Here is a 23,399-nt window from a genome sequence, read left to right on the forward strand (position 1 = left end):
CTTTCACCACAGGCTCGTTCCTGCGAGCCGCTTGGAGAGGGCGTTCGCGGAGAGGATCAGCGTCAGGCCGATCACGGATTCGAACATGCCGATCGCGGCGGCGTAGCTGAAGTTGCTGGACTCCAGGCCCACCCGGTACAGGTAGGTGGAGATGACATCCGAGGTTTCGTAGTTCAGCGGGTTGTAGATCAGGAGGATCTTTTCAAAGCCCACGGCCATGAAGGTGCCGATGTTCAGGATCAGCAGGGTGATGATGGTGGGCCGGATGGCCGGCAAGGTTACATGCCAGGTCTGCTGCCAGCGGTTGGCACCGTCGATCCGCGCCGCCTCGTACAGCGACTCGTCCACCCGGGTCAGGGCAGCCAGGTAGAGGATGGCGCCCCAGCCCATGGTCTGCCACACCTCGGAGCTGATGTACATGGGCCGGAACCAGGCGGCATCCTGGGTGAAGTTCACGGTGCTGCCGAAGACAGTGTTGGCGATCTGGTTGACGGTGCCGGTCATGGAGAAGTTCTGCAGGATCATGCCCGCGATGATCACCACGGACATGAAGTGCGGCAGGTACGCCACTGTCTGGACGAACTTCTTGAACTTCTGCGAGCGCAGTTCGTTGAGCATCAGCGCGAAGATGATGGGCATGGGGAAGCAGAACAGGAGGGTGAGGACGCCCAGGACGATGGTGTTCTGGAACGCCTGCCAGAAGCTGGAATCGTTGATGAACAAGGTGACGTATTTCAGGCCCACCCACTTCTCACCGAAGATGCTGCCGCCTGGCTGGAACTGCCGGAACGCGATCACGTTGCCGGCCATGGGCAGGTAGCGGAAGACGGCGAAGTACGCCAGCGGCAGCAGCACCAGGGTGTAGAGCCGCCAGTCGCGTTTGATGGCCAGCTTCCAGCTGCCGGGTTTGTTTTTTGGTTTATCGGTCTTTGCCGGCTCCGTGGTGGCCGCCTCGGGCGGTACTTCCAATCGCATGGCCATAACTGCCTCCTACCGGCCTGTTTCCGCGGGTGCTGATGCTGATGGTGTTTCTTCGATGACCAGGACGCCGTTCGGGGCCAGCTCCACGGTGCCGGCCACTGCTGCCCCTGCCAGCAGGTCCGTGCCGCCGGCTCTCGACGTCCACCAGAGCGGGGGCGTCGTTGTGGTTGAGGACCATCAGGTAGCTGCGTCCGCTGCCTGCACGACGGCGGACCTGCACTCCCAGCGGCGCGTCCAGTTCCGGGCGGACCCCGGCAGCGGCACGTTCGGCCGCGAGCAGTTCAGCCAGGAAGTTGCTGTCCACCCGCGCGGACAGGTAGACGGCGCTGCCGCCGCCGAAGCTGTTGCGGGTAACGGCCGGGGCGCCGGCCAGCCTGCCCGAGGCGTAGCTGGCGAGGACGTCTGCCGTGGTGGCGTGCAGGTGCTCGGTCCAGTAGTCCGCGGAGGCCGTGCCGCCGTCGGCCGTTGAAAGTTTGACTTCCTCGCCCTCGCCGGCGAGCGGGTGCATCTCCTCGCTCCACGCGCCCAGGACGTTGCGCAGCGCCCCGGGGTAGCCGCCAAGGCGGATGGTGTTGTCCGGATCCACGACGCCGGACAGGTAGCTGGCCACCAGGCGGCCGCCGCCCGCAACCCAGTCCTCAATGCGCTGGGCCGCCTCATCGCTCAACAGGTAGGTGGCGGGCAGGACCAGCAGGCTGTACTGGCTGAGGTCGCTCTTCGTGTCCACGAAGTCAACGGTGGTGTTGGCCTCGAAGAAGGGCCGGTACAGGCGGAGGACTTCCTGCGGGTAGTTCAGGTCCGAGCGCGGGGAGTTGCCCAGTTCCAGTGCCCACCAGCAGTCCCAGTCGAACACCATGGCCACTTTGGCCGTGGAGCGGGTGCCGGTGATGGCGCCCAGGTGCTTCAGTTCCTGCCCCAGGTCACAGACCTCCCGGAAGATGCGGGTGTTGGGTCCGGCGTGGTTGACCATGCCGGAGTGGAAGCGTTCCGTGCCGCCCCGGGCCTGGCGCCACTGAAAAAAGAGGATGGAGTCGGCACCCTGGGCGATGGCCTGGTAGGAGCCCAGCCGCATCTTGCCCGGGAGCTTTGAAACGTTGACGGACCATTGGCTGACGGCGCCGGTGGCCTGTTCCATCACCAGCCAGGGCTGGCCTTTGCGCAGGGAGCGCATCAGGTCGAAGTTGAGGGCGGCGGCCACGTGGGCGTCGTCCTCCCGCGGGTCCGGGTAGATGTCCAGGGCCGCGGCGTCCTCCTCGGCGGCCCAGGCCCAGTAGTCATTGTTCTTGTAGAAGCGCATGAAGTTGGTGACGATGGGCAGGTCCGGGGTGTGCCGGCGCAGGACGTCGCGTTCGGCCGTGTAATGGGCCAGCATGCTGTCCGAGGTGAAGCGGTGGAAATCCAGGCGGCGGGACGGGTTGGACCAGGTCCGCGGCTGGGCAGGTGCGTTGACCTGGGACCAGTCCGAGTAGACCTGGCCCCACACATCGGTGCTCCAGGCGGCATTGAGCTTGTCCAGGCTGCCGTACTTGTCCTGCAGCCATTCCCGGAAGGCCCGGTCCGCGTGCGGGCCGTAGGAGACGGGGCCGTATTCGTTGTTGACGTGCCACATGCACAGGGCAGGGTGGCTGGCGAAGCGTTCCCCCATTTTCTCCGCCATGGCCAGGGACTTTTCCCGGTAGGCCGGGTGGGATACGTCGAAGTGCTGGCGGGAGCCGAAACCGAAGGTGGAGCCGTCCGCAAGGACGGGGAGGATGTCCGGGTGCCGGGCAATGAGCCAGGCAGGCGGGACGGCATCCGGGGTGGCAAGGTCAACGCCGATGCCGTTGGCGTGCAGGAGGTCCATGATTTCGTCCAGCCAGCCGAAGTCGTAGACCCCGTCCGCGGTTTCGAGCCGGCTCCAGGAGAAGACGGCCAGGGTGACCAGGTTGACGCCGGCTTCCTTCATGAGCCGGACGTCTTCCTGCCATACCTCCCGGGGCCACTGTTCGGGGTTGTAGTCCCCGCCGTAGGCGATGCCGCCAAGGCGTTCATGCAGGCGTTTTAGGCGGTGTTCGGGTGTGCTGGCGCTGGGCTCGCTGGTCATCATTGTCCTTTGTTTGGCTATGGCCGCGGGCTCCCCACCAGTGCGACCTGCATCACACGGAAGAAACTATCGTAAAGTTTCAGCAATAACAACAGGTGACAACAAGTGGGAGGATGCTATTTATCGCACGTCGCATTGGCGTGAGGGCGCTAACAGGAGCAGCACAGGCCCCCGAAGGTATGCGCGGAGGCGTGCATAATGTCGAGGCCAGAAGATATTTTCCGCGCGAAAACCGGCGGAAATATGGAAACTATCGGAACGTCAATGCATCCGCGCGGCCTGGGCTGATACCACCCGGCCTTCCATGGCGGACTACTCGTTGACGTCCTGGATGACTTCGTTCTGCCGCAGGAACCACGGCTTGAAGGGTGGATCGAAGCGGGCAAAACGGGGCGGCCCAACGGGGGCCAGGCCGGCAAGGGCAAGCGCCACCTGCAGCCCCTCGTTGTGCCGCGCAAAGCCTGCCGCCGATCCGCTGCCGGAGAAACGCACCGCCGCGGCAAGGGAGCCCGCCACCGCCCGCACTGCGACCCTGGGGTCCGTCGGCACCGGGGCAGTCTCAGCCGTCACTCCCGCCGGCAGCACAAAGGCCACAACAAATTCGGCGGGCTCCCCGGCACCGGGCAGGGGACCGCTCTGGATCACGGGCGCAGTCATCGCCAGCTTCTGCGGCGCCCCCTGCTCCCCCGTGACGTGTTCCTGGATTACCGGGGCGGTCATGGCCAGCCTCTGCCGGCCCGCGTTGTTTCCGCTGATGTAGTTGAAGAGGTGGCGGAAGGCTGCATTGCCGGCACGGTCGAAGTCCGCCGTTACCACAACCTCGGCCACGGCATACTCCGGATAGCGGCGCAGTTCGAAGTGCGGGTAGCGCCGGACCAGTTCATAGGGCTGCTGCTCGGTCATGGTGCTTCAGAGCCTACGCCCGTCCACCGGGAGCAGCCAGGGCGGAGAGCCCCAAGGATCCCCCTATCTCCGCCGGGACCAAGGAGGTATGGCAGGAAGCACACCCGCAACCCGTTGCCCCCGGCAAGCAATGGGGGCATACTGGTTAGCAGGACTAATTAGCAGTGCTAACTATCAGCAGCCTGATCGTCACCGCCGCCAGGAGGCGCACCCGACCACATGACATCCACTCAGCCGAAAGCTCTGAAAACCGTAGACCCCGCCGCACCGGACACCCTCGCCATCGACCTCCGCACCGCCGTCATGCGCACCTCGCGCAGGCTCCGCGTCGAAGCCACCGGCGACGTGATCACCCCCGGGCAGTACACCGTATTGGCCCAGCTGAACGAGTCTGGCTCCCGCACCCTCCGCGAACTCGCCGATCGCGAGCACGTCCAGGCCCCGTCCATGACCAGGATCGTCAACGCCCTCGCCAGCCAGGGCTTCGTCGGCCGGTCCGCGCATCCAGAAGATGGCCGCCAGGTCCGGATCGACATCACCGACGCCGGCCGCACCGTCCTCGAAGAAGCCCGGAGCCAGCGCACCGCCTGGCTCGCCCAGCGCGTGGCCGGGCTCAGCGGGGAAGAGCGGCTGATCCTCAGCCAGGCCGCCCGCATCATGCAGGAAATGAGCGGCAAATGAGCGCGATGTTCCGGGCGCTGGAGAACCCCAACTACCGCATCTGGGCCAGCGGCGCCATCGTCTCCAACATCGGAACCTGGATGCAGCGGGTGGCCCAGGACTGGCTGGTGCTGACAGTCCTCACCGACCACTCGGGTGCCGCCGTGGGCATCACTACCGGCCTGCAGTTCCTGCCCATGCTGCTCTTCGGCCCCTACGGCGGGGTATTGGCGGACCGCTACCGCAAGAGCATCATCCTGCGCTGGACCCAGCTGGCCATGGGCCTGACCGGCCTGGCCATGGGGCTCCTGGTGGTTACCGGGACCGCCCAGCTGTGGCATGCCTACCTGGCAGCCTTCTGCCTGGGCATGGCGAGCGCCGTGGACGCTCCGGCCCGGCAGGCCTTCGTGTCCGAACTGGTGGGCCAGGACAACATCGCCAATGCCGTTGCCCTGAATTCCGCGTCGTTCAATACGGCACGCCTCACCGGCCCCGCCATCGCCGGCGTACTCATTGCCTGGGTGGGAACCGGCCCGGTGTTCCTGCTGAATGCGGCCAGCTTTGCCGGCGTCCTGGTCTCGCTGTTCAGGATCCGCAGGTCCGAGCTGGCCCCGCCGGCCCGGCCCGCCCGCAGCAAGCACCAGGTGGCTGAGGGCATCGGCTACATCCGGCGCCGGCCGGACCTCATGCTCATCATGGTGCTGGTGGGGGCACTGGGCGCCTTCGGAATGAACTTCCCGGTCACGAACTCCCTGATGGCCACCACCGAGTTCCACATGGGCCCCAGCGAATTCGGCCTCCTCGGCTCCATCATGGCCGTTGGCACGCTGGGCGGCGCACTGCTCGCGGCGCGGCGGTCCGGGCCCCGGCTGCGGTACCTGCTCGGCGGGGCACTGGGGCTGGGCATCTTCACGCTGGTAGCCAGCGCGGCGCCGTCGTTCTGGCTCTACGCCGCCCTGCTGGTTCCCGTGGGCCTGGCGTCCATCACGTTCCTGAACAACTGCAACACCAGCATCCAGCTCTCGGTGGAGCCGCACTTCCGGGGCCGCGTGCTGGCCCTGTACTTTGCCGTTCTCCAGGGCGGGACGGCGGTGGGGGCGCCCCTGATGGGGTGGATCGGCAGCGAATTCGGCGCGCGCTGGGCCGTGGCTGCGGGCGGCATCGTGGTGCTGGTGGCGGGGCTGGCCGCGGTGATTGCGGTGACGCGGCGGAACCGCCTCAGCTTCCGGGACGCCGTCCGGCTGGCGCTGGGCCGGCGCGAACCCGCCGTCTAGGCAATCAGGTGGGGTCAGTCCTTGCGGACGATGTCCACCGAGATTTCCACTGCCGGAACCGTGCCCCGGTTCTCAAGCCAGTGCAGGGTGTTCCGGTCTTCGGGCCAGCCCACTCCCGGGCCGTATTCGGTGGCGACGCCGTCCCGGTGGTCGGTGATGGTTCCCCGCAGGATATAGACGGTCCCGGGGCGGTCCTGATGGTCATGCAGCGGACCGAAGACCCCGCCGGGCTCAATGGTCACCATCCGCATCCGCAGCTGGCGTCCCTCCATCCCCTCAATCTCGCCCGCCAGGTCCACCGTTGCCAGCAGTTCAACCCTGACGCCTTTCGAGGCCGGCACCACTTCATCGCCATCCACTGCGGTCCCCTTCCTGCGGCCCGTACGACGGCGGCGCCGGCCTGCCGCTGCGGCGCACCCGCGCAAGGGGTGCTTCGGGCGGCAAGTGCCGGCGTCGTTGTTCTATGTGCTGAGCCTGCTGCCGCAGGCCCTGGCCGTCAAGACGGGATCGAGGAAATGTTGAGGATGTTGCCTTCGGTGTCAAGGAACCAGGCACCCTTGCCCATGCCTTCCATGGTGGCGATGCCGTTCTCGGTCTTCAGGCCGGGCATGTCGTATTCTTCGAAGACCACGCCGCGGGCGCGCAGCTCTTCCACTTCCTTTTCGACGTCTTCGACGCCCCAGCCCATCTGGGTGTTCTTCGCGGAACCGGCGTTGTCCGTCCGGTAAAGCAGGAAGCCGGTTCCGTTGCCGCACCGGTAGACCAGATTGTCGTTATCGATGGTCTGGGCGGGCTCCAGGCCCAGCTTGTCCCGGTAGAACTCCCTGGCCCGGTCGATGTCCTTGGCCGGCAGTACAGCCATGACTTGCTTATCTGTGAGCATGACAATTCTCCTTGCCACATTTGTGATGGCGTTGCTCTCCCCCGGAGGCGGTCCGGCCGTCCCGCGCCGGGCCACGTGGCCGCCCGTGCGCCGACTGCCGGGGCGGCCACCTGGGACCCTTTTCCGCTGCGCCAGCCCTCAGCAGCGCGGAATCCCCGAAGCTTATGAGGCCATTATGGAACCGTTTCTACCGGGGGGAAATAGGGGTTTTAAGCAGCTCCGGAAGGGCTATTTCCGCGCCGCGGCAATCGCCCGGCGGAGCGCCACGCCGGCGGCTCCCACGAGTGGAACCAGGCACGCCAGGACGGCGACCGTATTCGGACGGAACACCGGCCGGCCGTTCTCGGTGACATAGACGCCAAGAGGCAGCACCATGCCGCCACCGCCGCCTCCGGACGCGCCCTCCTCTGATTCGCTGCCGCCGCCGAAACCGAACGTCACCAGCGCGACGGGAACGATCTCCTGGCCATCCAGGGTCACCGGGGTGCCGTAGGCCCTGGCGACGCCCATGTTCTTGAAGGTGTCCACAAGGGACTCAAACGTGTTTGCCATGCTGTCCACCCTATGTTTGGTTCCGCTGCCAACCGCAGCCTTCATCGCCAGGAACAGACCCCAGTCCGCCCCTTCGGGCGACGCTGGGGCCTATGGCCAAACGGTAACAATCCTGACGGATTTAGCAGGTCAGGGCCACCGTCGTTGTCTTGGTGATGTTCAAACCTGTGGCCGAGCAGCTGAAGATCGTCGTTCCGACCGGCTGTTCGATAACAAGGTAAATATCAGTCACGGTCAACACCGGATTGATGCCTTTCCAGTTGTCATTAGGGCAGCCGGCTTCCTCGGCCGTGACCTCGGACTTAGCCGACAAAATGGCCGCATCAGTGGTGAGGCTAAGGTTCCCGTTCTTGATGGCGGAACTGTCGATGAAGGTTGGCTCGGTTACAGGGCCTGTTACGACCTTGTTCTGGCCGGGGGCGACATTGCCGCCCTGGTTTTGGCACTCGTAGACGGCGAAGCCGGAAACCGTAACAGTTGCGAGGAGATCGTCATTGCCGAGGCCAGCGAGCACCGTCTTACACGTCGTGCTAGCCGTTGCTCCTGAGACGGAAACTGCACAAACCGGTTCGCCGTTCTTCTTGAAGTGCGGGCTGGCGGCCTGCGCTGCAGACAGTCCTGTCGCGAATACGAACAGCAGGGCCGTAAACAGCATCAGGAATGGCCGAAGGTGGGATTTCATGGTTGCCTCTTCGTGGATGCTGATGATCCAAAAGGATGGGGATAGCAATTCCTGTTTGCCGCAGCGGTAGCTTCGCGCGGCAAGGCGGATATGGCCCGCGCCGTCACCCAGAAACGGTGGACCTTTGCACGGCGCATCCCCAGCCAGGCGCCGCCGATGCAAGCTTAAAAACCGGGCGTCCTGCAATTATTGACGCTGCACTCTTTTCTTACTTCGGATATGAGCCGCCGCCCCAGCGCCCTGGCGTTGTGCGTGCCGGCTTCCTTGCCCTGCACGCGACATCAATCCCCCGAAACGCCCTCTCCTGTGGGGAAATTTTAAGCTCAAGCGTTGCGAAGCGGAATGCAAAAACACAAATTGGGGAGGAGCACGGGAGGCCGTTAGGTAGCTCGATCCTTCGCTGTCCTACGTGCGGATCTCCGCCAGCCGCAGCCTGACGATGTCCCCGACCACGTCCTCCGGCACCGGGTGGTCCGCGGTGAAGCGGATGGTTCCCTTGGACAGCGAGTAGCCGTCCAGCCTCGGGGCCACCGCCTCCACCACGGCGGCAGAGAAGGGGAAGATGGAGAGGTGCCTGGCCGCGGCCACGGCGGCCAGCAGGGGCTTGCCATCCACCTTCAGCGCGGGCATGCCGTAGCTCATGCCCTCGGTTGCCTCCGGCGCCAGGGCTCGGGCGATCTCCACGACGCGCTGCAGGCAGCCGCGGTCCGGTTCCGCAACGGCGGCGATTGCCTCATCCACCAGGCCCACGGAACGATCAGCCCGTCTTTGCCGCCACGGCGGCGGACAGCGAGGCGAGTCCCCGTTCGAAATCGGCGCCCACCATCTTGTCCATGTTCATGAACAGGGCGAACACCCTGCCCAGGCCCTTGTTCTCGCCGGTCATCACCCAGGTGACCTCAGTTCCGCCGGGGACGGGTGCGAACGTAAAGGTTGTGGGGTTCAGCGCCTTGAAGGGCCTGGTGAACTGCAGCCGGATCCGGATGGTGCTGGGCGGCAGCGACTCCACGATCTCCATGGTTCCGCTGCCTGCCCTGCGGTTGCCGCTCCATTCGTACCCGGCCCCGGTGCCCGCGTCCGGGCCGAAGTAGCGCCGGCTCATGCCGGGATCCACCACCTCCCACGGGGACCACTTGGTCCACTCGTGGAAGTCGTTGACCAGCGGAAAGATATCTTCGGCGGCGGCAGGGATGACGGCACTGCGGCGGACCTCAAAGGTGGACATGGCCCAAGCATAGGAGCCCGGGAACGCCCTGGGTAGCGCGGCTCGGAAGCACTACGGCAGCACTACGTTCACCGGGTCCTTGCCATCCAGCAGCAATCCGATCTGCTTCCGCACGAGCCGGACCATCCGTGGGAACATCGCCGAACTCGCCCCGCCCACGTGCGGGGTGATGAGCACGCCCGGCGTCGTCCACAGCGGATGGTCCGCGGGCAGGGGCTCGGGGTCGGTCACGTCCAGTGCCGCGCGAAGGCGGCCGCTTGAAGCCTCGGCCAGCAACGCGTCCGTGTCCGCCACCGGTCCCCGGGCCACGTTGACCAGCAGGGCACCGTCCGGCATGGCGGCGAGGAACTTCGCGTCCACGAGCCGCTCCGTGGCCTCACTCAGCGGGACGCTGACCACCACGATCTCGTGCACCGGCAACTGCTCGTACAGTTCATCGATGCCGTGGATGGTCCCCCGGTCATCCTCCCGTGAGCGGCTGGCCATCCGGGTGACCTCCGTTTCGAAGGGCAGGAGCCTGGCCTCGATCGCCTTGCCCACTCCCCCGTAGCCCACCAGCAGCACGCGCCGGTCCGCGAGGCTGGGCCGCTGCGTGTTGTCCCAGGTCCCGCCGTCCTGGTTCCGCACGAAGTCCGGAAGCCCGCGCTGGGAGGCGATCATCATGCCCACGGCAAGCTCCGCCGTCGATGTCTCGTGGACACCTGCCGCGTTCGCGAAGGTGACGCCCGCGGGCAGGACGGACGCGACGCCGTCGTACCCGATGGACTGGCTCTGTACCAGGCCGACGTCGACGCCCTCCAGCGCGGCGAGCGCCGTGGGCTTACCCATGTAGCCAGGCACCAGGAGGTCCACGCGGCCTTCCGGTGCAGGGCCGGACAGGTCCCAGAGGACGAACTCGACGCCGTCCATCGGCTCGAGCGCGTCGATGAGCTTTTGGTCGGGCAGGCATACCCGCAGCGGCGCGGTCACGCGGCAACCACGAGCTTGACGTTGGCGGCGCTGAGCGCCTTCTCGATTTCCCTGGGCGGCGGCGCATCCGTTACCAGGACGTCCGCCGCATCAAAGGCCGCGAGCCGCGCCAGCGCGTACCGCAGCATCTTCTGGTGGGTTGCCACCACCACCACCTGCTCAGCCGAATTCATAAGGGCGATCTTAGTGGCGCGTTCCACGTCCCGCTCAATGTAGAACGCTTCGTCGTGGATGCCGGACACCCCGATGAACGCCGTCCTGGCCCGCAGTCCGGCAGCGGCGCTGACAGTCATGGGCCCGTTGAACGCCTGGCTGTCCAGCAGGAGTTCCCCGCCAAGGCAGATGGTGCGCGCCGCGGTCAGTTGCAGGCAGCGCTGGATGGCGGGAGCGGAGTGCGTGATGATGGTGCCCGTGAACGACGTGGGCAGCTGCTGCGCGATCTGGTACGTGGTGGTGCCGGCGTCCAGGATGATCGCGTCCCGCTCCCCGACCATCGCCACGCACGCCCGTGCCACCCGCAGCTTGGCGTCGGAATCCTCCCGCACCCGCGCCGCGAAGTCGGCATTCTGCCCGTGCCCGTCGACCGCGCTGACGCCGCCGTGGACCACCCGGGCAAGGCCCAGCTTGGACAGCACGCGGGTGTCGCGGCGGACGGTCATGTCCGAAACTGCAAACGTCTCCGCCAGGTCGGTCGTGGAAATGAACCCGCGCCTGCCCAACTCGTCCAGGATGGTGCGCTGGCGGGGCGTCAGCGCACCCTCTTTCCGTGCGGTGCTCATATCCCCTTCTTTCCTCCCCAATATGCCGGGCCGGAGCCTGGCGGAGTGTTGCAATTCCAACACCAATCTACTTAGGAACGTACCCCGGAAGCGGCATTCGTAAGCTCTACGGGGCGGCCTTCCGTAATGGAACGTTCGGCGGCCAGGCCCATCCGGACCGACTGCAGGCCGTCCGCCACGGTCACTTCCACCGGCCCTTCGCCCAGGATGGCCTTACGGAAGCCCAGGTGCTCGTAGTAGGTGGAGCCGTGGTGGGCGCCTGCTGCGAGGACTGCCTCGTCCACCGGGACCTCGTGCTTTTCCGGGCCCAGCGGCGAGCGCGGGCTGAACTCCACCGTGGCCTCGGCCTCGTCCCCGGGGATCCAGTGGTTGGCGGCAACAGGAATCAGGGTCTCGATCTTGGCGGCATCACCCACGATGGAGATCCGCTCCTGGAACTTGGACCCCTCGGCGAACATGGACAGCTCCAGCATGGCCCGGCGGCCGCCCTTGAAATCGACGATCACGTACGCGTTGTCCACCATGTCGGAGATCCGCCCGTCGTACATCTCGTCCATGTGGTTCACGTCGTGGCCGCCGCTGGCGTAGACGCGGACGGGCTCATCCTGCAGGATCAGCCGCATCAGGTCGAAGAAGTGGCAGCACTTCTCCACCAGGGTGCCGCCGGTCCGTTCGGCAAAGCGGTTCCAGGAGTCCACCTTGTGCAGGAACGGGAAGCGGTGCTCCACGATGGAGAGCATGTAGATATTGCCGAGTTTGCCGTTGTGCGCGGCCTGGATGACCTCCTGCACCGGCGGCATGTAGCGGTATTCCATGGCCACCCACACCGGCGCGGGGTAGCTGGCGGCGAGCTGTTCGAGTTCGTCTGCCTGCTCCGCGCTGGTGCACACGGGCTTTTCCACGAGCACGGGCAGGTTGGTTCCGCTGGCGAAGATGTCCTTCAGGATGCCCAGGTGGGTGTCGTTGGGGCTGGCGATGACCAGCGCATCCACGAGGCCGGAGGCCAGCAGGTCCCGGTGCGAGTCGAAGGTCCGCACCTCATAGCCGATCTCCCGGGCGGTCTCCTCGAGCGAGGACGGCGTGGGATCGGACACTGCGGTGATCCGGCTCCCGGGAATCAGTGCAAGGTTCCGGACGTGTTCACGGGCCATATGGCCGGCTCCTATGAGCCCGTACCGGATGGTCCGGACCGTTTCCGCAGTAGGCAATGACATGAGCTGCTCCGTTTCTCTACGTTGAGTGGGGGGACCGCGGCGTTGCATCCCAAACACAACTATACAGAAAGTGTTGTTTTTCCAACATGGCGTGTGTATATTTCTTCAGTACCAGCCGCAACTACAACGAGGTGGAACGTGCCCCAACCGTCAACTGGACCCCTGCTCTTCGTAGGCTGCGCCACCCTTGACTCCATCGCCCTGGTGCAGGACTACCCCGCAGCGGACAGCCGCACCGTCGCCACGGATTTCGCGACGGCGGGCGGCGGCCCCGCAGCCACGGCGGCAGTCGCAGCGGCCCGGGCAGGCGCCAGCACCGCCTTCGCCGGCGTCCTCGGCACGGACGAAGAAGGCGACCGCATCGTCGCGGGACTCGAGGCCGAGGGCGTCGACACGTCGGCCGTCATCCGCGATCCGGACGTCAAAACCGGTGCCAGCGTGATCATCGTGAGCAGGGCCACCGAAAGCCGGGCCATCGTCACCCGCCCGGTGCCCCCGGTCAGCTTTCCCGCCGGGAGCCGGTTCTTCGAACTACTGGAATCAGCCGCGTGGGTCCACACGGACCACCTTGGCTGGAACGCCCTGGCCGGCACCGCCGCCCTGAACATCAGCGTGGACGCCGGCAACCCCATCCCGTCCTTCAGCCCACGCGGCGTCGCACTCTACGTCCCCACCATCGAACGGCTCGCCGCCGAGTACGGCGCGGACCTCTCCCCCGCGGCGCTCCTGGGCAAAGCGGTCGACGACGGCGCCTCCGCCGTCGTCGCCACCGCCGGCGCAGACGGGGCCTGGGTCCTGGAACGGGGCGGCGAACCCGTCCACGTGCCCGCCACGCCGGCAACGATCGTTTCCACCCTCGGCGCCGGCGACGTCTACCACGGCGCGCTCCTCGCCGCCGTCGCGGCCGGGCTGCCGCTGGTGGAGGCCGCCGCGTTCGCCGGCCGCACCGCCGCAGCATCCTGTGCCGGGCTGGATGGCCGCTCGGCCATCCCGCACCAGGCCGTCAACGCCGAACTTGCCACCAACCAACCTGCCTAGCCATCCCACCAGCCAGCTGAAAGAAGCAGCCCATGAGCCACACCGACCTTTCCCCCCTGCAGCGCCCCTCAGGCGCCTTCGCGATGCTCGCCGTGGACCAGCGCGAAGCCATGCGCAACATGTTCGCCGAGCACACGGACAAGCCCGTCACCGACGAGGACCTTCGCACCTTCAAGCTGGAGGCCGCACGGATCCTCAGCCCCTATGCCTCGGGAATCCTCATCGACCGGCAGTTCGCCCTTGACCAGGCCATCGAGGCCGGCGTCGTGGACCCCGGCTGCGGACTCATCGCCTCCGCGGACCACTTCGAGTCCGCGCACGGCGAACTGGTGGGCGAAGTGACCATCGACCGCCTGGTGGAGCCTCACAAGTACAAGGCCCTCGGCGCCAAGGCCCTCAAGCTGCTGGTGCTGTACCGCCCCGATGAGCCCGCCGAGGGCCGGGTGGCCATGGTCCGCGAATTCGTGGAGAGCTGCCGGTCCGCCGGGCTGATCAGCATCATCGAACCCATCTCCCGCAAGCCACTTGCCGGCGGCGACTTCGACTGGAACGCCGGCATCCTCGCCGCCGCCAAGGAACTGGGCGGCCTGGGCGCCGACCTCTACAAGGCAGAGGTCCCCTTCAAGGGCCAGGCCCCCGAGGCAGAGGTCCGCGCCGCCTGCGCCGAACTGACCAAGGCCATCGACGGGCCCTGGGTGGTCCTGTCCTCGGGTGTCCCCGAAGACGTCTTCCCCGACGCCGTCCGGTGGGCCTGCCTGGAAGGGGCCAGCGGCTTCCTCTCCGGACGCGCCGTGTGGGCTTCCTGCATCGGCGCCCCCGACGTCGTCGAATCCCTCTCCACGGACGCCGTCCGCCGGCTGCAGCGCCTCTGCGCCGTGGTGGACGACGTCGTCTCCAGCCAACGGACCCACGCCTAGGCGCGGTTGGAGCACCGCAGCGTCGCCGGGGCAACCCCTCTCCGCAGCAAGCAAACAAGGCACAGCACACACTCAACGAGGAGATTATTGTGAGTCAGATTTCACGCAGGCAGGCCATGGCCATTCTCGGCGCCCTGGGCTTCGGCGCCACCGCGGCGGCGTGCGCCGGCCCCGGCGGATCCACCGCGCCCGGAGGAGCCAGCGGGCCGGCCGCCCCGTCCACCGGCGCCGTCACCGGCAAGGTCTCCTTCGCGCACTGGCGCGGCGAGGACAAAGCCGTGTTTGACGAGCTCATCAAGCGCTTTGCGGCAAAGCACAGCGGCGTGGAGGTCGCCCAGGACATCTCCACCTCCAACGACTACAACGCCCAGGCCCTGCAGAAGCTGCGCGGCGGCTCCATCGGCGACGCCTTCGCCACCTTCCGCGGCGCCCAGTTCAAGAACTTCACCGAAGCCGGGATCTACACCGAGCTAAAGGACAGCCAGGCGGTGAAGAACTACCAGAAGGGCCTGCTCTCCGCCGGCCAGAACGGCGACAGCCAGCTGGGCCTGCCCTACCAGGTGGTCTTCCCCATGCCCATGGCCAACCTCGACATCTTCGACAAGGCCGGCGCCGAGACTGCCCCCAAGACCTGGGACGCCTTCCTGGGCATGTGTGAGAAGCTCGCCTCCGCGGGTGTCATTCCCATCTCCTGGCCAGGCGGGGACGTTGGAAACGGCGGGCAGCTGTTCAACTGCATGATCGCCAACAACGCCCCGGTGGACGACATGTGCGCCCAGATCGAGCAGGGCAAGCTCAAGGTCACCGACGACTGGTTCATCAAGATGCTGAACCAGTACAAGGACCTGGTCCCGTACCTGCAGCCCAACGCCACCGGGACCGCGGTGGAGCCTGCCCAGAACCTGTTCTCCCAGGGCAAGGCCGCCATGCTGGCCACCGGCTCCTACCACATCGCCGCCGTCCGTGGACTGGGTGCGAAATTCCCCATCGACCTGGTGTTCCCCAACACCTCCTCCGACGGGAAAGCCAAGTATGAAGGCGTCTACAACGCCACCTTCATCCTGGGCGTCAACTCGGCCAGCAAGAACCAGGCCGCCGCGGCCGCGTGGATCGATTTCCTCTCCGAGCCCGAAAACGCCGGCTACTACGCCAACCAGACCGCACAGCACGTTTCCGTGGACAAGGTGGAGTACACCAACCCGGACCTGAAGCGCCTGAGCCCCTGGCTGCAAAAGAAGACCGCCCTTGCGGCACGGTTCCAGTTCAACAACCTGGACGTCCGCAACGCGGTGGAGGCCAGCTGCACGGCGGTCATTTCCGGCACCAGCCCGGAGCAGGCAGCCGCAGCCGCCCAGAAGATTGTTGACGAACGGCTATGAGCATCCATCCCGGGACCGCTGCCAAACGCAAGGCACCGGACAGTCAAACCGCCGCGAACGCGCCCAAGGCGCGCCGCCGTTCCCCCACCCGGGTGAATCCGGCGCTGTACCTGTTCCCGCTGCCGGCCGTCGCCGTCGTCGCCTTCTTCCTGGTGATGCCCACGCTGCAGGCCTTCCAGTACGCCGTCACGGACTGGAACGGCTTCTCGGCGGCGTTCAACTACGTGGGGTTGGACAACTTCATCCGCGCGTTCACGAATGACACGCTGTTCACCAACGCGCTCAGCAACAACTTGAAGTTCGTGCTGCTGGTGGTGATCGCGCAGACGATTTTCTCACTGATCCTCGCACTGCTCCTCACCAAGAACTCGCGCGGCAGCATCCTGCTCCGGGCCCTGTTCTTCTTCCCCACTATCCTGTCCTCCGTGTCGGTGGCCTTCATTTGGAAGTTCATCTACGACCCCAACTTCGGCCTGGCCAACACGGTCCTTCGAACGGTGGGGATGGACGGCGGCGCCTACCTCGGCAACGACGCGCAGGCCCTGTACTGGGTGGCCGTCACCCAGGTGTGGTTCCACTCGGGCCAGATGATGGTTGTCTACATCGCGGGCCTGCAGGCCATCCCCAAGGAGCTCTACGAGGCGGCGGAAATGGACGGCGCCAACAAGTGGCAGCAGTTCAAGTCCATCACCTGGCCGTTCGTGGCACCGGCAACGTCCATCGTGGTGGCCTACACCACGGTGCAGTCATTCAAGGCGTTCGACCTGATCCTGGGCATCGCGGGCAACCCGCCCAAGAGCTCGCTGGACATCCTGTCCACCCGCATTTACAGCACCTTTGCCAACTCGGAGTTCGGCTACGCCGCCGCCCAGTCGATCATCTTCATGGCGATGATCGCCCTGGTCACCTGGCTGCAGCGCCGCTTGCTCCGGCTGACCCCGAAGGGGGACTAGCAGCATGCTCGCCTCAGTAAGCCGCCGCGCCATCCTGGCCATCTACGCGGTCATCATTATCGTTCCGCTGACCGTGGTGGCCTTCGGCAGCTTCAAGTCCACGCAGGAACTCTTCGCCGGGCCGTTCAGCCTCCCGCACTCCCTCGCCCCGGACAACTTCGCCGAGGTGGTGGGCGGCCAGAACCTGGGCTCGTCCTTCATGAACAGCGTGATCGTCACGGCCGTTTCCGTGCCGCTCACCCTGTTCCTGGCCAGCCTGGCCGGCTACGCCGTGTCCCGGCTGAAGGGGTTCATGTCCTGGGCCATCTTCGGTTTCCTGGTCCTCGGCATGGCCATCCCGGCACAGGCCAACATGGTGCCGCTGTACGTGCTCTTCGGCAGGCTGGGCCTGCTGGACAACCTGGCCGGCCTGATCCTGGCCAACGTGGTGTCCACCCTGCCCATCGCAGTGTTCATCCTGGGCGGGTTCATGCGGACGCTGCCCAAGGAACTCTACGAAGCATCCTCCATCGACGGCAGCGGACCGTGGAAGACCTACGCCTCCATCGCCCTTCCGCTCTCCGCCCCCTCCATTGCGGCCGCCGCGATCTTCCTGTTTGTCATCCACTGGAACGAGCTGCTGTACCCGCTGCTGTTCATCCAGACTCCCGGCAACCGCACCCTGCCGCTGGCGCTGCTGAGCTTCCAGGGCGAATTCCAGACCAACTACCCGCTGCTGTTCGCCGGCGTCATCCTGGCGTCCCTGCCCGTGGTGGTGGCCTACGTCTTCCTGCAGCGCTACTTCGTAGCCGGCATCACCGCAGGCGCGAGCAAGGGATGAGCGCGGGCAAGGGATTGAGTACGACGACGACGGGCGGCTGCGCGGGTGGCCGCGCCCTCCCAGCCAACGAAAGGCACCATTCATGAACCTCACATCGGCCCAGCACCTTATTAACGGCCGCTGGCATACCGCCGGAACCGCCAAGGACGTGACTGATCCTGGCAACGGCAGCACGGTGGGCGAGGTGGCGTGGGGCACCGCCGGGGATGCCACGCAGGCGGCCGATGCCGCGGCGGAGGCCTTCGGCTCGTGGTCACGGACCACCGTCCGCAACCGGGCGGACCTGCTCCGCAACGCCGCCGACCTCCTGGCGGAACGCCGCGACGAACTCGCACACACCCTGGCACTGGAAGCGGGCAAGCGGCTCCCCGAAGCGCAGGGCGAGGTGGACTTCTCCGTGGAATACTTCCGCTGGTTCGCCGAGGAGGCGCGCCGCGCCACCGGCACCGTCAGCCCTCCCGAGCTGCAGGGCCGCCGGCACCTGAGCACCCGCAAACCGGTCGGCGTGGCCCTCAGCCTCACGCCCTGGAACTTCCCGGTCTCCATCCAGGCCCGGAAGCTCGCCGCGATGCTGGCCGCCGGCTGCACGGTGGTGGGCAGGGTGTCCGAGAAGGCTCCGCTGGCCGCCACCGGACTGTTCGAGGTCCTGCACGACGCCGGGTTCCCCGCCGGAGTGGTGAACCTGGTCCACGGCCCCTCCCGCGAGATCACCGGGGCTTTGATGTCCCACCCTGCGGTCCGGGCCGTGAGCTTCACCGGCTCCACTGGAGTCGGCCGGCAGATCATGGCCTCAGCGTCCGAGCGCGTGGTCCGGCCCCTGCTGGAACTGGGCGGCAACGCACCCTTCATCGTGTTCGAGGACGCTGACCTGGACGCAGCCGTCGAAGGCGCCATCCTGGGCCGGCTGCGCAACACCGGCCAGTCCTGCGTGGCCGCCAACCGGTTCCTGGTCCAGGACAGCATCGCGGACGAGTTCGCGCAGAAGCTCGGTGCCCGCTTCGACGCGATGAGCATCGGCCACGGTGTTCCCGACGCCGGCGCACCGGTCCCGGACCTCGGCCCGGTCATCGACGCCGAACGGGTGTCCGCGGTGCAGGCGCTGGTGGACGACGCCTTGGAACGCGGCGCCCGCCAGGTCACCCAGCGGACTTCAGTACCCGTCAAAGGCGCCTTCATGGCACCCACGCTGCTTGCGGACGTCCCCGACGACGCACCCCTGGTGGCGACCGAAGTGTTCGGCCCGGCTGCCGGGGTCATCACCTTCTCCTCGGAGGACGAGGCGATCCGTAAGGCAAACGCCACCGAGATGGGCCTGGCCGCCTACGTGTGGAGCAGCAGCCCGAAGCGCGGCTGGGACATCCCCGAACGGCTCGAGGCCGGCATCGTGGGCGTGAACGACCCCCTGCCGTCCGTTGCCTTCGCCCCCATGGGCGGCGCCAAGCAGTCCGGACTCGGCCGGGAGGGATCAAGCCTGGGCCTCGAAGAGTTCGAGGAGGTCCAGTACGTGGCCTGGAGGCCCTAAATGCTGACCACCGGGCTGGTGCTGGGCGCCGTCGTCATGGGGGCAGGAATGCAGCGCGTCACCGGCATGGGGTTCGCGCTGGTGGCTGCCCCCTTCCTGGTCCTGCTTCTGGGCCCGGTGGAGGGTGTGGTGCTGGTGAACGTGTGCGGCGCCGTCACGGCGGGGGCCATCATCTTCCGGGTGGTCCGGGACATCGACTGGAAGCGGTACTTGCTGCTCGCGGCCTCGGCCCTGCTGGGGATCATCCCCGCGGCGATCCTGATCCGCTTCATACCGCCGGCCATCCTGGAGATCTCCATCGGGGTGATCCTCGCTGTCGGCCTGACCGTCCTGCTGGTCCTGAAATCCGCCACCCTGCCGGAGCGCCGCCGCTACCTCTTCACCGCCGGCGGCCTCAGCGGGTTCATGAACACGGCGGCAGGCGTGGGCGGGCCGGCCGTCAGCATGTACTCCATTGCCACGCGGTGGCAGCACAAATCCTTCGCGGCCACCATGCAGCCGTACTTCTTCACCATCGGCACGTTCTCCCTGGTCTCGAAGGCGATTACCGCTCCCGCCTCGTTCCCGGCGCTGCCTTTGGCCATGTGGATCGCCGTCGCCGTCGCCTGCCTGGCCGGCCTGGTGCTTGGCGACCTCGCCTCAAAGCACGTCCCCGCCCGCGCCGCGCAGATCCTCCTGATCATCCTGGCCTACCTGGGAGCGGCCGCCACCATCATCCGCGGCGTATCCGACGCCGTCGGCTGACCTGACATTTTGCACCTTCACCAGAAAGAGGACATGACATGACCTGGCTCGACAGTGCGGCCCACGCACGATGGCTCGAGGCGGAAACCGACCGGCTCATCAATTTCGCCGCAGCCTCGAAGGTCCCCACGGGATTCGGCTGGCTGGACAATTACGGCAAGGTGTTCGCCGACAAGCCGACCCACCTGTGGATCACCGCGCGGATGACCCACAGCTTCGCCGTCGCCGCGCTGATGGGACGGCCAGGTGCTGCGACCCTGGTGGACCACGGCATCGCGGCACTCAACGGCGTCCTCCACGATGACGAGTTCGGCGGCTGGTACGCCGAGGTGGACGACAACGGCCCGGTCAACGACACCAAGTCCGGCTACCAGCACTCCTTCGTGCTCCTCGCCGCCGCCAGTGCCGTGGCCGCAGGGCGCCCCGGAGCCCGGGAACTGCTGGACGAGGCGCTGCGGATCGCCGATACGAAATTCTGGGACCACGGGGCCAACATGTGCTTCGACTCCTGGAACCGCGACTTCACCGAAACCGAGGCCTACCGCGGCGGAAACGCCAGCATGCACTCGGTGGAGGCCTACCTGATCGTCGCCGACGTAACCGGGGAGAACCGCTGGATCGAACGGGCCCTGGACATCGCCGAGGTGCTCATCCATGACTTTGCGCGCAACAACAACTACCGGGTGTTCGAGCACTTCGACCCGGAGTGGAACCCGATGCCGGAGTACAACACGGACGACCGTGCCAGCCAGTTCCGCGCCTACGGCGGAACGCCCGGCCACTGGGTGGAGTGGGCGCGCCTGCTCCTCCACCTCCGCGCGGGGCTCGAAGCCCGTGGCCTGGATGTCCCGGCGTGGTTGCTTGAGGACGCCCGCGGCCTGTTCGACGCCGCCATCCGCGACGCCTGGCAGCCGGACGGCCATCCGGGATTTGTCTACACCGTGGACTGGGAAGGCAAGCCCGTTGTCACCACCCGCATCCGCTGGGTTCCGGCCGAGGCAATCGGGGGCGCCGCCGCCCTCTACATCGCCACGGGCGAGAAGAAGTATGCGGACTGGTACGAGCGGATCTGGGACCACGCCCGCGACTGGTTCATCGACTACGAGCACGGATCCTGGAAGCAGGAACTCGACGAGAACGGCAACGTCACCTCCACCGTCTGGTCCGGCAAGGCGGACATCTACCACCTGTGGCACTGCCTGGTGGTCCCGCGCCTTCCGCTGGCGCCGGGCCTGGCCCCGGCAGTCGCGGCAGGCCTGCTGGACGCACGCCTCAACAATGCGGCCGGCCAGGGCGCCGAACCTGCCGCCCGCTAATTCCCCCTCAACACCCTCCATCCGAAAGGCCACACCCGTGTCTGCCATTGCCCCCGAAGAAACAGTCCTGCAGAACTCCCCCACCGGCAATCGCCACGCCGGCAACAGCCCGGCCAACAACAGCCTTCTCAGCCTCCGCCTGGAAGCCGACACCCCGGTAAGCGTCCGGCTCGAGGTGGACGGAACCTGCACCTGCCGGGGTGCCTCCGCCCGCCGGCCCGGAGCCTACACGGACACCGATTTTGGGACCCGCCACTAGGAGTCCGGCTCCTTCCCGGGCAGGGCGCCGGACACGCACCGGACGCGGTGGAACACGCCGTGAGCCGCGCGGAGCAGGGGTTTTGATCCTGTAAATTTGAGGGAGGAATTGTCCGGCCAGCGAGCCGCGTTCCAACCCTCCCCTTGAATGGACCCTCCCCCATGCTTTCCGCGATTTCCGCGCCGTCCCCTGCCCGTTTTCCCTACGCCGCGATGGCGGTTTTGGCCACCATCGCCTTCACCGCGATCACCACTGAGCTGCTCCCCTCCGGTTTGCTGCCGCAAATCAGTACCGGCCTGAACGTTTCCGAGCCCGTGGCCGGTTACCTCGCAGCCGCCTACGCCGCCGTCATTGTGGTCGCCGTGGTTCCGGTGGCGCGGCTGCTGGCCCGGATCCCCCGGCACGCGCTGCTGGTGGGCCTGGTGCTGACGTTCGCGGCCAGCAACGCCTGGGTGGGGCTGGCGCCGGACTTCACCACCGCGATGATCGCCCGGATGGTGGGCGGCCTGGCGCACGGGCTGCTCTGGACCACCATGGCGCCGTTCGTCACGCGGGTGGTTCCGGCGGACAAGGTGGGCAAGGCCCTGGCGATCGTGTTCAGCGGCAACAGCCTGGGCCTGGCGATCGGCGCCCCGGTCGGCACGGCGCTGGGCGGTTTCCTTGGCTGGCGGGCCGCGTTCCTGGTGCTGGCCGGATTCGGGCTGGTCCTTGCGGTGCTTGCCTTCTTCCTGCTGCCGAGGGTCCGGCGCATTTCCGATGCCGCCCGGCCGTCCATCCGGCGTGCCATCGCCGAGCCGGGCGTGAAGGCGGTGGCCACGGCCTGGCCACTGCTGGTGCTGGCCCACTTCGCGCTGTTCACCTACATCGCCCCGTTCATCCGCGAAGCCGCGCTGCCCGATTACGCCACCAGCCTGTCGCTCACCATCCTGGGTGCCTCGGGCCTGCTGGGCATTTGGGTTGCCGGGCTCACCGTGGATTCGCGTCCGCGCCGTTCGCTGATTCTGACGACGACGGCGGTCGCCGGGTCGATGGTCCTGCTGCCTTTGGCCGTGGGCAACCTCGTGCTGGCGATGGTGCTCATGACCGTCTGGGGTGCGGGCCTGGGCGCGATCGGCATCTACAACCAGGCCGCCATCCTGCGCGCCGGTGGAGAATACAGCGAGGCCGCCAACGGCCTGACGGTCCTGACCATCCAGCTGGGGATCACCGTTGGCGCCCTGTACGGCTCGGGTGCGCTGGTGGCGGGTGGTCCGCTGCTGGTGCCGGTGGCCGCAGCGGTTCCGGTGGTGGCCGCGCTGGTGATCACCCTTGCCGGCAAGAGGCACGCCTATCCGCCGGGACCCCGGGAACAGGTATGGCTCGAGCCCCGGCCGGTCAAGGAACGGTCGGAGCCGGCAGTGGAGGAACGCGCCTAACGCCCTGGACGGGAGCCTGACGCCAGGGAAATGACAAAACAGTCAAAAGACCTATCGCAAACCCGTAACCTCTGTGACGCGGATTTCGATCCATTAAGTGCGGGGACATCCCGCGAAGTTGATCGCAATCCATAAAATTCGTCAACGGAGGGTCTCATGGCTTTCTTTACCTTTTCAGGCAACAAGCTCGCAATGACCGTGCTCGCAGCAGGCGCCCTGGCGGTAGGCGGAACCGGGGTGGCCGCCATGGCGGAGTCGCTGCCGGACAGCCCGTCGGTACTCGCGGAGACGGAGTCACCGTCGCCCAGCCCCACGGCAACGGAAACCGAATCGCCGGATCCCAGCCCCACGGCAACGGAAACCGAGTCACCGGATCCCACCCCTACGGAGACCGAGACTGAGGCTCCGGAGCCTGCTCCGACCGAAACTGAAACGGGGGCCCCCGAGCCCGTTCCCACCGAAACCGCGGACCCGGCGCCCACCTCCACGGCGGCAGGGCCGGACGCCACGGGACCGGCCGCCGTCGGCCTCTGCAACGCCTTCGCCAATGGCGGGTTGAGCACCACGTCGGTGGCCTACGCCGCCCTCGCTGACGCAGCCGGCGGCGAGGGCGGTATCGAGGCATACTGCGACACTGTCGCTGCTCCCGAAGACGGCGACGAGGACACCGCACCTGCCGCTGGTTCAGACGAAGTCCAGGAGCAGGGCCAGGTGCAGGAGCAGCGCCAGGAGGCCCCTGCCAACAACCGAGGTGCCGGACATGACGACAGCAGCTATGCCCAGCCCTCCGGCGGCGGACGGCGGTAGCCTGTCAGCAAGCACTGCCGTGCC

Annotated in this window: 25 protein-coding genes; 13 read left to right on the forward strand and 12 right to left on the reverse strand. The window is 66.8% G+C overall.

The window, feature by feature from the left end:
• Positions 1-3 precede the first annotated feature (3 nt).
• The 3 genes from AC2JAJ_RS02870 to AC2JAJ_RS02880 all read right to left on the reverse strand — a co-directional run bounded on the left by AC2JAJ_RS02870 (position 4) and on the right by AC2JAJ_RS02880 (position 3,967).
• Positions 4-981 (reverse strand): ABC transporter permease, encoded by a 978-nt coding sequence (locus AC2JAJ_RS02870; RefSeq protein ID WP_486414334.1) that lies wholly within the window; start codon positions 979-981, stop codon positions 4-6.
• A complete protein-coding gene (locus AC2JAJ_RS02875) occupies positions 920-3,067 on the reverse strand; it encodes a beta-galactosidase (RefSeq protein WP_501053351.1) in 2,148 nt (715 codons plus the stop codon). The genes AC2JAJ_RS02870 and AC2JAJ_RS02875 overlap by 62 nt, the downstream gene beginning before the upstream one ends.
• Positions 3,068-3,376: 309 nt before the next feature.
• Entirely contained in the window at positions 3,377-3,967 is a 591-nt protein-coding gene (locus tag AC2JAJ_RS02880) for an SOUL family heme-binding protein (RefSeq protein ID WP_486414332.1), read from the reverse strand.
• 219 nt (positions 3,968-4,186) lie between these two features.
• Here AC2JAJ_RS02880 and AC2JAJ_RS02885 point away from each other — a divergent pair, with 219 nt between their 5' ends.
• Both AC2JAJ_RS02885 and AC2JAJ_RS02890 read left to right on the forward strand, forming a co-directional pair.
• A complete protein-coding gene (locus tag AC2JAJ_RS02885) occupies positions 4,187-4,648 on the forward strand; it encodes a MarR family winged helix-turn-helix transcriptional regulator (RefSeq protein WP_486414331.1) in 462 nt (153 codons plus the stop codon).
• Complete coding sequence (locus AC2JAJ_RS02890) at positions 4,645-5,901, forward strand: MFS transporter (RefSeq protein WP_501053352.1); 1,257 nt, start codon at positions 4,645-4,647, stop codon at positions 5,899-5,901. Before AC2JAJ_RS02885 ends, AC2JAJ_RS02890 begins: the two co-directional genes overlap by 4 nt.
• A 14-nt stretch (positions 5,902-5,915) precedes the next feature.
• Here AC2JAJ_RS02890 and AC2JAJ_RS02895 read toward each other — a convergent pair whose 3' ends face one another.
• The 9 genes from AC2JAJ_RS02895 to AC2JAJ_RS02935 all read right to left on the reverse strand — a co-directional run bounded on the left by AC2JAJ_RS02895 (position 5,916) and on the right by AC2JAJ_RS02935 (position 12,205).
• Positions 5,916-6,260: a cupin domain-containing protein gene (locus AC2JAJ_RS02895; RefSeq protein ID WP_221386999.1), complete on the reverse strand. Its 345-nt coding sequence runs from the start codon at positions 6,258-6,260 to the stop codon at positions 5,916-5,918.
• 137 nt (positions 6,261-6,397) lie between these two features.
• Entirely contained in the window at positions 6,398-6,784 is a 387-nt protein-coding gene (locus tag AC2JAJ_RS02900) for a VOC family protein (protein ID WP_473693641.1), read from the reverse strand.
• A gap of 228 nt (positions 6,785-7,012) precedes the next feature.
• Positions 7,013-7,336 carry a spore germination protein GerW family protein gene (locus AC2JAJ_RS02905; RefSeq protein ID WP_486414329.1) on the reverse strand — a complete coding sequence of 108 codons (324 nt, stop codon included), beginning with the start codon at positions 7,334-7,336 and terminating at the stop codon, positions 7,013-7,015.
• 121 nt (positions 7,337-7,457) lie between these two features.
• Positions 7,458-8,204, reverse strand: coding sequence for a hypothetical protein (locus AC2JAJ_RS02910; protein ID WP_486414328.1), 747 nt, complete (start codon positions 8,202-8,204; stop codon positions 7,458-7,460).
• 219 nt (positions 8,205-8,423) lie between these two features.
• A complete protein-coding gene (locus AC2JAJ_RS02915) occupies positions 8,424-8,768 on the reverse strand; it encodes an iron chaperone (RefSeq protein ID WP_473693647.1) in 345 nt (114 codons plus the stop codon).
• A gap of 7 nt (positions 8,769-8,775) precedes the next feature.
• Positions 8,776-9,243: an SRPBCC family protein gene (locus AC2JAJ_RS02920; RefSeq protein WP_473693649.1), complete on the reverse strand. Its 468-nt coding sequence runs from the start codon at positions 9,241-9,243 to the stop codon at positions 8,776-8,778.
• Positions 9,244-9,294: 51 nt separating this feature from the next.
• A complete protein-coding gene (locus tag AC2JAJ_RS02925) occupies positions 9,295-10,212 on the reverse strand; it encodes a 2-hydroxyacid dehydrogenase (protein ID WP_486414327.1) in 918 nt (305 codons plus the stop codon).
• Positions 10,209-10,991, reverse strand: a complete 783-nt coding sequence (locus AC2JAJ_RS02930; RefSeq protein ID WP_473693653.1) for a DeoR/GlpR family DNA-binding transcription regulator — start codon at positions 10,989-10,991, stop codon at positions 10,209-10,211. The genes AC2JAJ_RS02925 and AC2JAJ_RS02930 overlap by 4 nt, the downstream gene beginning before the upstream one ends.
• A gap of 71 nt (positions 10,992-11,062) precedes the next feature.
• Positions 11,063-12,205 carry a Gfo/Idh/MocA family oxidoreductase gene (locus AC2JAJ_RS02935; protein WP_501053353.1) on the reverse strand — a complete coding sequence of 381 codons (1,143 nt, stop codon included), beginning with the start codon at positions 12,203-12,205 and terminating at the stop codon, positions 11,063-11,065.
• A 138-nt stretch (positions 12,206-12,343) separates the two neighbouring features.
• On the opposite strand from AC2JAJ_RS02935, the gene AC2JAJ_RS02940 reads away from it, so the two are divergent.
• The 11 genes from AC2JAJ_RS02940 to AC2JAJ_RS02990 all read left to right on the forward strand — a co-directional run bounded on the left by AC2JAJ_RS02940 (position 12,344) and on the right by AC2JAJ_RS02990 (position 23,375).
• A complete protein-coding gene (locus AC2JAJ_RS02940) occupies positions 12,344-13,243 on the forward strand; it encodes a carbohydrate kinase family protein (protein WP_486414325.1) in 900 nt (299 codons plus the stop codon).
• Positions 13,244-13,275: 32 nt separating this feature from the next.
• Complete coding sequence (locus tag AC2JAJ_RS02945) at positions 13,276-14,160, forward strand: aldolase (RefSeq protein WP_486414324.1); 885 nt, start codon at positions 13,276-13,278, stop codon at positions 14,158-14,160.
• 89 nt (positions 14,161-14,249) lie between these two features.
• Complete coding sequence (locus AC2JAJ_RS02950; RefSeq protein WP_486414323.1) at positions 14,250-15,539, forward strand: ABC transporter substrate-binding protein; 1,290 nt, start codon at positions 14,250-14,252, stop codon at positions 15,537-15,539.
• The gene (locus AC2JAJ_RS02955; RefSeq protein ID WP_486414322.1) at positions 15,536-16,492 is read left to right on the forward strand and encodes a carbohydrate ABC transporter permease; all 957 of its coding nucleotides are present in this window, start codon (positions 15,536-15,538) and stop codon (positions 16,490-16,492) included. The genes AC2JAJ_RS02950 and AC2JAJ_RS02955 overlap by 4 nt, the downstream gene beginning before the upstream one ends.
• A gap of 4 nt (positions 16,493-16,496) precedes the next feature.
• Positions 16,497-17,312 carry a carbohydrate ABC transporter permease gene (locus AC2JAJ_RS02960; RefSeq protein WP_486414321.1) on the forward strand — a complete coding sequence of 272 codons (816 nt, stop codon included), beginning with the start codon at positions 16,497-16,499 and terminating at the stop codon, positions 17,310-17,312.
• Between the two features lie 82 nt (positions 17,313-17,394).
• Entirely contained in the window at positions 17,395-18,834 is a 1,440-nt protein-coding gene (locus tag AC2JAJ_RS02965) for an NAD-dependent succinate-semialdehyde dehydrogenase (protein WP_486414320.1), read from the forward strand.
• Positions 18,835-19,578 carry a sulfite exporter TauE/SafE family protein gene (locus tag AC2JAJ_RS02970; protein ID WP_486414319.1) on the forward strand — a complete coding sequence of 248 codons (744 nt, stop codon included), beginning with the start codon at positions 18,835-18,837 and terminating at the stop codon, positions 19,576-19,578.
• Between the two features lie 38 nt (positions 19,579-19,616).
• On the forward strand, positions 19,617-20,894 hold the full coding sequence (locus AC2JAJ_RS02975; protein ID WP_486414318.1) for an AGE family epimerase/isomerase: 1,278 nt from the start codon (positions 19,617-19,619) through the stop codon (positions 20,892-20,894).
• A gap of 37 nt (positions 20,895-20,931) precedes the next feature.
• Positions 20,932-21,153 carry a hypothetical protein gene (locus AC2JAJ_RS02980; RefSeq protein ID WP_486414317.1) on the forward strand — a complete coding sequence of 74 codons (222 nt, stop codon included), beginning with the start codon at positions 20,932-20,934 and terminating at the stop codon, positions 21,151-21,153.
• Between the two features lie 161 nt (positions 21,154-21,314).
• Positions 21,315-22,568 (forward strand): MFS transporter, encoded by a 1,254-nt coding sequence (locus AC2JAJ_RS02985; protein ID WP_486414316.1) that lies wholly within the window; start codon positions 21,315-21,317, stop codon positions 22,566-22,568.
• Between the two features lie 156 nt (positions 22,569-22,724).
• Positions 22,725-23,375: a hypothetical protein gene (locus AC2JAJ_RS02990; RefSeq protein WP_486414315.1), complete on the forward strand. Its 651-nt coding sequence runs from the start codon at positions 22,725-22,727 to the stop codon at positions 23,373-23,375.
• Positions 23,376-23,399: the final 24 nt, after the last annotated feature.

The organism is Arthrobacter sp. MOO21 (assembly GCF_057369995.2).

Excerpts from the sequence above, each read along its gene's own strand:
- AC2JAJ_RS02985 (WP_486414316.1), top strand. The coding sequence starts at position 21,315 with ATGCTTTCCGCGATTTCCGCGCCGTCCCCTGCCCGTTTTCCCTACGCC.
- AC2JAJ_RS02975 (WP_486414318.1), top strand. The coding sequence starts at position 19,617 with ATGACCTGGCTCGACAGTGCGGCCCACGCACGATGGCTCGAGGCGGAA.
- AC2JAJ_RS02890 (WP_501053352.1), top strand. The coding sequence starts at position 4,645 with ATGAGCGCGATGTTCCGGGCGCTGGAGAACCCCAACTACCGCATCTGG.
- AC2JAJ_RS02970 (WP_486414319.1), top strand. The coding sequence starts at position 18,835 with ATGCTGACCACCGGGCTGGTGCTGGGCGCCGTCGTCATGGGGGCAGGA.
- AC2JAJ_RS02930 (WP_473693653.1), bottom strand. The coding sequence starts at position 10,991 with ATGAGCACCGCACGGAAAGAGGGTGCGCTGACGCCCCGCCAGCGCACC.
- AC2JAJ_RS02875 (WP_501053351.1), bottom strand. The coding sequence starts at position 3,067 with ATGATGACCAGCGAGCCCAGCGCCAGCACACCCGAACACCGCCTAAAA.
- AC2JAJ_RS02955 (WP_486414322.1), top strand. The coding sequence starts at position 15,536 with ATGAGCATCCATCCCGGGACCGCTGCCAAACGCAAGGCACCGGACAGT.
- AC2JAJ_RS02945 (WP_486414324.1), top strand. The coding sequence starts at position 13,276 with ATGAGCCACACCGACCTTTCCCCCCTGCAGCGCCCCTCAGGCGCCTTC.
- AC2JAJ_RS02870 (WP_486414334.1), bottom strand. The coding sequence starts at position 981 with ATGGCCATGCGATTGGAAGTACCGCCCGAGGCGGCCACCACGGAGCCG.
- AC2JAJ_RS02885 (WP_486414331.1), top strand. The coding sequence starts at position 4,187 with ATGACATCCACTCAGCCGAAAGCTCTGAAAACCGTAGACCCCGCCGCA.
- AC2JAJ_RS02965 (WP_486414320.1), top strand. The coding sequence starts at position 17,395 with ATGAACCTCACATCGGCCCAGCACCTTATTAACGGCCGCTGGCATACC.
- AC2JAJ_RS02905 (WP_486414329.1), bottom strand. The coding sequence starts at position 7,336 with ATGGCAAACACGTTTGAGTCCCTTGTGGACACCTTCAAGAACATGGGC.
- AC2JAJ_RS02880 (WP_486414332.1), bottom strand. The coding sequence starts at position 3,967 with ATGACCGAGCAGCAGCCCTATGAACTGGTCCGGCGCTACCCGCACTTC.
- AC2JAJ_RS02900 (WP_473693641.1), bottom strand. The coding sequence starts at position 6,784 with ATGCTCACAGATAAGCAAGTCATGGCTGTACTGCCGGCCAAGGACATC.
- AC2JAJ_RS02920 (WP_473693649.1), bottom strand. The coding sequence starts at position 9,243 with ATGTCCACCTTTGAGGTCCGCCGCAGTGCCGTCATCCCTGCCGCCGCC.
- AC2JAJ_RS02960 (WP_486414321.1), top strand. The coding sequence starts at position 16,497 with ATGCTCGCCTCAGTAAGCCGCCGCGCCATCCTGGCCATCTACGCGGTC.
- AC2JAJ_RS02935 (WP_501053353.1), bottom strand. The coding sequence starts at position 12,205 with ATGTCATTGCCTACTGCGGAAACGGTCCGGACCATCCGGTACGGGCTC.
- AC2JAJ_RS02990 (WP_486414315.1), top strand. The coding sequence starts at position 22,725 with ATGGCTTTCTTTACCTTTTCAGGCAACAAGCTCGCAATGACCGTGCTC.